Raw genomic sequence first — 9,030 nt, forward strand, 5'->3', positions numbered from 1 at the left:
CCAAATCGAGTGCGGACAAAGCGGCCAAGCAAGGACGCATGCCGCGCTATCTCATGCTTGCGGCCGAATTGCGCGAAGCGATCCTGGCCGGCCAATTTGCCGGTGGAGAACAGTTTCCGACCGAGACGGCGCTGTGCCAGCGCTATGACGTCAGCCGCTTTACGGTTCGCGAGGCGCTGCGCCGGCTTGAAGCGGAAGGGCTGATTGCCCGCAAGCGTGGTTCTGGCACCACGGTGCAACCGCCCGCCGCCCGCGGAGGGGCACTGCACCAGCCGCTCTCCAACGTCGGCGAATTGCTGCAATATGCGCGCGGCAGTGCGGTGATCTATCGTCCGGCGGGGCAGGGCCCGCTGCCAGCCGAGATCGCGGAGCAGATCGCGCCCGACACGACGGGGAGCTGGACGATGTTCAGCGGCCTGCGCCAGCAGGACATCGGCGCCAAACCGATCGCGGCGACCACCGCCTATTTCCATGAGCGGCTCGGCGATGCGATCGAAGCGCTGGACCTCAATGCCAGCCCCAAGACACTGTTCAGTCAGGTGGAAGAACTGACCGGGGTCAGCGCAAGCACAGTGACGCAAGATATCCAGGCGATCGCGGCCAATGACGAAATCGCCAAGGCGCTCGACGTGGAACCCGGCAGCCCCGTTCTGCAAATCCTGCGTTGCTATATCGACCGCAAAGGCCAGGTGTTCGAAATCTCCGTGAGCCACCACCCCGGCGATCGCTTCGCCTACGCGATGCACATCGACATCGAGGGATAGCATACAGGTCACGCGGGCCGCTTCACCAATGGCGGAACGTCGCCCGGCGCCCAGTCCTCGCCGACAAAGCGGATTGCCGGCGCGATGTGCCTGCCACCGCCCTCGCCGGCGACCCACAACCCGCGTTCGGCAATATGAGGCTCGTCCAGCGCTTCGCGGAAATCGAGCACCGGGGCGAAGGCGACGTCCTTGTCCGCGAACCACTGGACCCATTCGTCGCGGGTCTTCGTGGCAAAGGTTGCGCGCAGGAAAGCGATCAGCTCGCCTTGCTCTCCCGCCGGTGCTTCAGCCAGAGGCAACAGGTCCTCGCGCCCCAATGCGGTGAGCAGGTTCTTCGCGAATTTGAGCTCGCGCCCGCCCAGCGCGACATGCTGGCCATCGCTGGTCTTGTAGACCTGGTAAAAGGCCGCGCCGCCAAGCGAACGCTGCGAGGCCGATTTCGGGCTCGGCCCGCCAGCAATGGCGCTACCCGCGGTGTGCACGCACCACGGCAGCAGGCTGTCGAACATGGCACAGTCGATATAGGCACCCTCGCCCGTTCGCTCGCGCCCCACCAGCGCCATCAGCACGGCCGAAAGCGCAGTCAGCCCGGCGGCCATGTCCGCGCTTGGCGCGCCCGGCACCACCGGCGTGCCGTCAGGCCCGTCATTCACGGCAAGGAAGCCCGCCAGCGCCTGCACCGCCATATCATGCGCGGGGTGATGCGCCAGCGCGCCATGCTGCCCGAAGGCCGAGATCGAGCAATAGACGATGTCGGGCTTGAGCGCCTTGACGCTGTCATAGTCAAAGCCCAGCCGCGCCATCACGCCGGGTCGGAAGCCCTCGACGAACACATCGGCGCGGGCGATCAGGTCGCGCAGCGCCGCCGTGCCTTCGTCGCTCTTGAGGTCGAGCACGACGCTGGTTTTGCCGCGGTTGAGATTGGCGAACCACACCGAATGCTCGGCCCCTTCACCAGCTGGGCCATAGGTGTCGAACGGGGCCTGCTCACGCGCCGGATCGCCCGCTGCCGGTTCCACCTTGATCACTTCGGCGCCCTGATCGGCCATCATCACCGTCATCATCGGCCCGGGCAGGAACTGCGTCAGGTCGACCACCGTGATGCCAGTCAGCTTGCCCATGTCTCCGTCATTCCCCCGCTTCAGATGGTGCCGCTGTGACGCAGCCCGGCAATCTTCTCGGCGTCGTAGCCGAGTTCTGCAAGGATCGCATCGCTATCAGCGCCCAGCAGCGGGGCGGCACGATTGGGCGGGCGCTGCCCGTCGAACTTCAGCGGGCTGGCGAGGATCTGCAAGTGCGGATTGTCAGGATGGGCCACTTCATCGCGCAGGCCGATTTCCCGCAGCCACGGATTATCGAGCGCGGCGCCCAGTGTATAGACTGGCGCCACCGGCACATGGCCGGCCAAAAGCTCCTGCCAGTAGGCCATCGGCTGCTTCACGAATTCGGCATCGAGCAGCGCCGTAAGCTCGTCACGGTGCGCCAGCCGGTCGGCATTGCTGGCGAAGCGCGGATCGGCTTTCAGGTCGTCGCGCCCCATCCGGTCACACAGGATGTCCCAGAACTTGGGCAGCTGGCACATCACGAACATCCAGCCATCGGCCGCCTTGAACATCTGGCTGGGAGTCGCCGTCGGATGCGCGCTGCGCGGCGTGCGCTGGGTCTCGTCGCCATGGTTCATGTACCACAGCGCGGGATAGCTGGTCTGGTGCAATGCGGCGCTGAGCAGATCGGTATCGACATCGCGTCCCTTGCCGCTGCGCTGCGCGTCGACCAGCGCCCCCAGCAAGCCGATGCAGAAGATCGTGCCGGTGATGAAATCGACCATCGACAGGCCCATCCGCTGCGGATCGCCGCCCGGCTCGCCGGTCATCTGGCAATAGCCTGCCTCGGCCTGCATAAGATAATCGTAGCCCGGCCATTTGGCGCGCTTGTTGTCGCGACCATAGGCGGAAAGGTGCGCGCAAACGATCGCAGGGTTCACATCCTTGAGCGCGGCATAGTCGAGCCCCAGCCGCGCCGGCAGGTCGCCGCGCATGTTATTGGCGACGACATGGCTGCGCTCGACCAGCCGGTGGAGCACTTCCTGCCCCTCGGCGGTGTTGAGATCGAGCGTGAGCGAACGCTTGTTGAGGTTGAAACTTTGGAAATAAGTGCTTTCGCCCTCGCGCAAGAAATGTGGGCCCACGGCGCGCGCCGTGTCGCCGCCACCGCGCTTTTTTCCATCTGGACCGTTCTTGGACGGCGGTTCGATCTTGATGACCTCCGCCCCCATCTGGGCGAGGAACATCGTCCCATAGGGTCCTGCGCCATATTGTTCGGCGCTGATGACACGGAATCCGGAAAGCGGAAGGTTCATGCCCACCGCGCCCCTAGATCGGGTTCTCCTTGATATGCTGGCGGGCGATAATGATCCGCTGCATCTCGTTGGTCCCCTCGCCGATGCACATCAGCATGCTGTCGCGGTAATAGCGTTCGATGTCGTATTCCTTGGAATAGGAATAGCCACCGTAAATGCGCATCGCCTCCTGGCTGTTTTCGACCGCTGCTTCCGAAGCGAAATACTTCGCAATACCCGCTTCCTTGTCGCAGCGTTCGCCGCGATCATAGGCTTCCGAGGCATCAAGCGTCAGCAGCCGTGCGGCGCGGGCGCGCGTCACCATCTCGCCGAGCTTCAGCTGGATCGCCTGGTGCTGCGCGATCGGCTTGCCCATGGTTTCGCGCTGCTGCGCGTATTCGGTCGCCAGCCGCAGCGAGCCTTCGGCCAGCCCCACGCCGCGCGCGGCCACGTTGATGCGGCCCAGTTCCAGCCCGCCTGTCGCCTGGAAGAAGCCCTGCCCTTCGACCCCGCCGATCAGCTGGTCGGCCGGAATGCGGTAATTGTCGAAAATCAGCTCGGCGCTGTCGATCGACTTGTAACCCAGCTTGTCGAATTTCTTGCCGGTGGTGAATCCGTCACGCTTGTCGGCGATGAACAGGCTCATCCCCTTGTAGCGCGGTTCAGCCGCCGGATCGGTCTTGACCAGCAATGCGAAGCAGGATCCGTTGAGCGCATTCGAAATCCACGTCTTGGTGCCGTTGATCACGTAATGATCGCCGTCGCGCACTGCGGTGGTGCGGATCGCCTGCAGGTCGGTGCCGGCATTGGGCTCGGTCAGCGCCAGCCCGCCGCGAATCTCTCCGCTGGCGAATTTGGGCAGCCACTTGGCCTTTTGCTCGGGCGTGCCGAAGCGTTCGACCGCCGCCGCCATGATCAGGTGCGAATTGAAAATGCCGGTGATCGCCATCCAGTAGCTGGAAATGCGCATCACGATCTTGGCATAGGTCGTCGCCGGCAGGCCCAGCCCGCCATATTCCTGGCCGATAGTGGCACCGAACAGGCCCATTTCCGACATCTGCTCGACCAGCTTTTCCGGCCAGATGTCGTTGTGGTCATGATGCTGGATCACCGGGATCACTTCACGCTCCAGCCAGCGGTCGATCGCGTCCATGAAGGCGCGTTCCTCATCCGGGTCGATCGTGCGGATCTGGTCGTCAAACTTGGGGGCGGTAGCCATGGGAAAATCCTCAGTCGTCGAGATTGCCGAAGCCGCGCTTCCATACGAGTACGGTGCGCTTGTAATGCGCGACCACATCGCCGTGCTGGTTCTTGGCGATGGTCTTGAAGGTCACGATGCCCTGTTCGGGGCGGCTCTTGCTTTCGCGCTTTTCCAGCACTTCGCTTTCGCAATAAAGCGTGTCGCCAACGAACAGCGGCTTGGTCATCCGCACTTCGTCCCAGCCGAGATTGGCGATCGCCTTGCCGCTGGTGTCGGACACGCTCATGCCCGTCATCAGCGCGATGGTGAACGGGCTGACCACCAGCGGTTTGCCGAATTCGGTATCTTTCGACAGCTCATAGTCGAAATGCGCCGGGTGGGTGTTCATCGTCAGCAGCGTGAACCACACATTGTCGGCATCGGTGATGGTCCGTCCGGGCCGATGTTCATAGACATGGCCTTCCACGAAATCCTCGAAATAGCGGCCCTGCACCTCGCGGAAGCGACCGGGGGCAACTTCGATAACACCGTCACGCATTTGCTTGTCCTTTGCTGCGCGCGATCACCGCGCGATAAGTCTTGATCATCGGGGCTTCGAGCATGCGGCCCTTGTGCCGCACCGCCTTGCCGCCGGTTTCCTCGTAAACACGCAATGCCTCTTCTGCTTCGGCGATCTCCGCTTCGGTGGGCGAAAAGGCGGCTTCGATCGCAGGGACCTGGCGCGGATGGATCGCGGCCTTGGCGGAGATCCCGATCGCCCGCGCAGCCTCGCATTCGCGCTCGAGCCCTGCGTCATCGTCGAGGTGGATGAAGGGCACGTCGATCAGTGGTTTGCGCGCCTCGGCACAGGCCAGCACCAGCTGCTGGCGCGCGGCGAGCAGCGGTTCCCACGATACGGCCACGCGCAACTCGCCAGAGAAGTCCGCCCCACCGAACATCAGCGCGCAGACCTGCGGGTGGCTGACGATTGCCAGCGCGCTGCGCAACCCTCGCGGCGTTTCGATCAGCGGGATCAGCTGCGGGCAGCGATCGCCAAGCGCGCTCGCGACGATATCCAGCTCAGTCGCGGTTTCGACCATCGGTACCATCAGGATCGCGGGCAGCACGTCGGCTTCGGTCAAAGCGGCAAGGTCGCGAATCCCGGCGGCGGTTGTCACGGCATTGATGCGGATGGCAAAGCCTTCACCCGCCTCGGCCACCTGCTGCAACGCAGCGGCGCGCGCGCTTTCCTTGTCGGCCGGGCCGACCGCATCCTCAAGGTCGATTACCACCAGCCCGGCACCGGCAGCAGCCGCTTTCGCAAAGCGATCTGGCCGCGAACCCGGCACGAACAAGAGGCTGGAAGCTGCAAACATGCGAATAGATCGAGTCCCGATTGAGGCCCGCAAAAGCGGGGAAATTGTCGCTTCACAATTTGTCCGGACAAATCTAATGTCAAGCGAAATGCGGAGTTGTCCGGACAATTTATGCCGTCACCGAAAGGGAGAGTATCGATGAAATCTTTGAAAGCGCGTTTGGTTGCAGCCGCCCTGCTGACGGGAGCCGCGCTTGCCGGCCAGCCCGTGCTGGCCCAGACGCTTGACCCAGCCAAGCCTGAAGATGCGCTGGAAATCGCCAAGCGCATCCAGTGCGGCGAGGCCGACGGCAAGCCTGCAGTCTATCACTGGGCGGGCAATGTCTATTCGCGCGTCATGGGTGAACCCGATCGCCTGCTGTTCAAGGGCGAAGGCATGAACATCCGCACCTGCGTTTCGGTGACCGATCCCAAACGCGGCAAGGGCTGGCGCATGGTCAGCCGCGAAATCATGCTCTACCTCGACCCCAAGACCGGTGAGGTCCTGCGCCAGTGGGACAATCCCTGGACCGGCGAAACGGTGGAGGTGATGCATATCGCCAACGATCCGGTCAACCAACGCGCGCAGTTCCCCTATGCTGCGGATGGCACGCCCTATAAGTTTGCCGGGCGGCGCGAGGGGCGCTGGATCTTCTCCCCGTTCGAAATCCCGCTGTTCTATCACAACGTCCTGGGCGGCGATTACCAGGACTATGTGGGCGGCAAGTACCACGCGATGGAAATCTTCGATTTCGCTTATGATGCCGACGAAATGCTCAACCCCAGAAAGCATCCGATGGCTTATCCGATCGTGTCGTGGGTGCGGATTTCGGACTGGATGCCATGGATGAAGATGCGCGGCCGCCAGGGACAGATGGTGTTCAACGCGATGGGCAACAAGCTGAAAAGCTTCGACGAACTGCCTGCCGTGCTGAAAGACGAGATCGCGCTGAACTATCCGGATTACACCACCGCGCCGCCGGTTGATGACGCACGTCCCAACGAAACCACTTGGACCGTCTTCAAGAAGAAGGTCGATGCACAGCGCGCCGCTTCGGGTGATGCGCCCAAGACCGGACACTAAGTATGCCGGCAGGGCTCCAGTCGGGCAACCGACTGGAGCCTCGCTCAATAGATTGGCTTCACATTGCCCAGGAAGGCCGTGACCAGCAGCAATAAATAGACCGCCCAGACCCATATGCGGGTGCGGTCCATCGTCCGGCGCAGCGGGATCTCGGTCTCGTCGCTCGACCCTTCAGTCAGCAGGCGCCCCAATTGCGCGCCGACCGGCTTGAAGGCGACATCGATCATGATCGCAGCGGCGAAAATCAACCCGAACAGCAAGGCCTTCCACGCCAGCCAGTCAGGCTCGATCGGATGGTTGGTCAGCAGCGATTCCGCGCCCAGGAACAGATAGCCGGCACAAAGAAGGTAGCGGATCCACCCTTCGATCTTGCGGTCGCGCGCCGCACGCGGGGTCATGTCATGGTTGTGGGCGTCGAACACCAGCCACAGCCAAACGGCGGCAATGGCCCAGCCGAACAGGACAATCGCCAGCGGCAAATCCCACCAGCCCCCCATGTAGGACACCGTCAGCGATATCGGCACCATCAACGCCCAGGCGGTGCGCGGGGTGAGATCGATGATCACCAGCAGCTTGAGCAAGGCGATCCGCTGGTCGAGCGTATAGGTTTCGCGGCGGCGAAAATGCTGGCCGAGCACAAACACCCCGACGTCAGCCCCCAGCCACAGCACGAACAGCAAAAGATGCACGTAAACCAGCGTCGGGTAAGCGAAATCCGCAAGCGCCATTTGAGCCCCCTTCAAGCAAAACTGTTGCGCGAACGGCACGCCGCGCGACCGATCACTACAAATTGTCCGGACAATTTGCATTTCTGCGCTTGACAAGCAAGAGGTTGTCCGGACAAATTTGCATCGCAGGACGGGCCAACAGATCGGCGGGCAGCCGGCGGCACCTCACTCCAGGGAAGGAAAGCGACCTATGACGCTGCGTAAAACGACCAAGCTGGCACTGGCCGGCGTGACTTCTGCAATTGCTATTGCCGCCATCCCAACCACCGCATCGGCACAGGATGAAGCCGCCGCTGAAGAGGAACAGCGCGGCATCAACAATATCATCGTGACTGCGCAGCGCCGCGAGGAAAGCGTGCAGGATGTGCCAATCGCCATCAGCGCCTTCAATCAGGCCGAGCTTGAGACGCGCGGCGTCACCAGCGCGCTGGAAGTGGCGCAGTTCGTGCCCAACCTCGTCGGCCTCAACAACACCGGCCTCGGCACCGCCAATTCCTATTACCTGCGCGGCATCGGCAACACCGAATCGATCGCGACCTTCGATCCGCCGATCGGCACCTATGTCGATGACATCTACATCTCCCGCCAGAACGCCAACAACCTGTCATTCTTCGATGTCGAACGGGTTGAGGTGCTGCGCGGCCCGCAAGGCACGCTGTTCGGCCGCAACACCACCGGCGGTGCGGTCAATGTGTTCCTGTCGGAACCGGGCGACGAAGTGTCGGGCTATGCCGAAGTCGGCTATGGCAGCTACGAGCGGATGATGGCGCGCGCTTCGGTCGACCTGCCGCTGGCGGACAGCTTCGCGATCAAGGTTTCGGGCTATTGGCAGAATGACGATGGCTACGCGAAGAACACGTTCACCGGCGAACGCGTCAACGAGAATGACGGCTGGGGCCTGCGCCTTGGCCTGCGCGGCAAACTGTCCGACACCGCCCGCTGGACCGGTTCCTACATCCACACGTTCGCGGATTCATCGAACATTCTCAATTTCGATTGCGACCCGCTCGATCCATCGAATTGCAGTGGCCGCTTCGTTTCCACCGGCCTGAGCAAGAACGGCTCGTTCAATGGCTTGCTGACCGGCAAGAAGAATGATTTCGGACTGGGCAACGAAGCGACGATGGATTTCGTCAGCTCCAACTTCGAATTCGAAGTGTCGCCGGATGTGTCTATCAACGTGATCACCGGCTTCGTTTCGATCCGGCAGGATTTTGCGCTGGACTTTGCCGACGGCCGCGGCCTGCCCGGCATCACCGCACCCGTGCCGGCGCTGTTCCTGCCTGGCACGCCGCCGGTGCCTTCACGTTACACCTTCGGCGCATTTACCATCGCCAACGAAGGCCAGCATGACCAGTTCACGCAGGAAGTGAAGTTCAACGCCTCGCTCGGCGATGGCCTGATCGACCTGGTCGGCGGCGTCTATTATTTCCAGGAATGGAACACGACCGACTTCGGCGATATCTTCACCTTGCCCTTCGCCCCGCCGCCGAACGGCTTCCCCTTCGTGCTGGCAGACCGCACGCTGAAGAACGAAGCCAAAGCCTGGGCAGGATATCTCCAGGGTGACCTGAACGTCACC

General features: G+C 62.6%; 8 protein-coding genes and 1 pseudogene. 3 read left to right on the forward strand and 6 right to left on the reverse strand.

The features are described from left to right. The first annotated feature begins 38 nt into the window (after positions 1–38). Positions 39–764: a GntR family transcriptional regulator gene (locus tag G6N82_RS04745; RefSeq protein ID WP_241255196.1), complete on the forward strand. Its 726-nt coding sequence runs from the start codon at positions 39–41 to the stop codon at positions 762–764. Between the two features lie 8 nt (positions 765–772). On the opposite strand, the gene G6N82_RS04750 is transcribed toward G6N82_RS04745, so the two are convergent. The 5 genes from G6N82_RS04750 to G6N82_RS04770 are packed head-to-tail and all read right to left on the reverse strand — an operon-like array spanning position 773 to position 5,658. Further along, complete coding sequence (locus G6N82_RS04750) at positions 773–1,885, reverse strand: CoA transferase (protein ID WP_165194228.1); 1,113 nt, start codon at positions 1,883–1,885, stop codon at positions 773–775. 20 nt (positions 1,886–1,905) lie between these two features. Continuing rightward, positions 1,906–3,123, reverse strand: coding sequence for a CoA transferase (locus tag G6N82_RS04755; protein WP_165194230.1), 1,218 nt, complete (start codon positions 3,121–3,123; stop codon positions 1,906–1,908). 13 nt (positions 3,124–3,136) lie between these two features. Further along, positions 3,137–4,321, reverse strand: coding sequence for an acyl-CoA dehydrogenase family protein (locus G6N82_RS04760; protein WP_165194232.1), 1,185 nt, complete (start codon positions 4,319–4,321; stop codon positions 3,137–3,139). A gap of 10 nt (positions 4,322–4,331) precedes the next feature. Beyond that, on the reverse strand, positions 4,332–4,841 hold the full coding sequence (locus tag G6N82_RS04765) for a MaoC family dehydratase (protein WP_165194234.1): 510 nt from the start codon (positions 4,839–4,841) through the stop codon (positions 4,332–4,334). Next, complete coding sequence (locus G6N82_RS04770; protein ID WP_165194236.1) at positions 4,834–5,658, reverse strand: CoA ester lyase; 825 nt, start codon at positions 5,656–5,658, stop codon at positions 4,834–4,836. The genes G6N82_RS04765 and G6N82_RS04770 overlap by 8 nt, the downstream gene beginning before the upstream one ends. A gap of 138 nt (positions 5,659–5,796) precedes the next feature. Here G6N82_RS04770 and G6N82_RS04775 point away from each other — a divergent pair, with 138 nt between their 5' ends. Continuing rightward, complete coding sequence (locus G6N82_RS04775; RefSeq protein WP_165194238.1) at positions 5,797–6,720, forward strand: DUF1838 family protein; 924 nt, start codon at positions 5,797–5,799, stop codon at positions 6,718–6,720. Positions 6,721–6,764: 44 nt separating this feature from the next. On the opposite strand, the gene G6N82_RS04780 is transcribed toward G6N82_RS04775, so the two are convergent. Further along, on the reverse strand, positions 6,765–7,448 hold the full coding sequence (locus tag G6N82_RS04780; RefSeq protein ID WP_165194241.1) for a hypothetical protein: 684 nt from the start codon (positions 7,446–7,448) through the stop codon (positions 6,765–6,767). 190 nt (positions 7,449–7,638) lie between these two features. Here G6N82_RS04780 and G6N82_RS15300 point away from each other — a divergent pair. After that, a pseudogene (locus G6N82_RS15300) lies at positions 7,639–9,024 on the forward strand (TonB-dependent receptor); the annotation flags it as partial. Positions 9,025–9,030 lie beyond the last annotated feature (6 nt).

Source organism: Altererythrobacter sp. BO-6, from assembly GCF_011047315.1.
Classification (GTDB): domain Bacteria; phylum Pseudomonadota; class Alphaproteobacteria; order Sphingomonadales; family Sphingomonadaceae; genus Erythrobacter.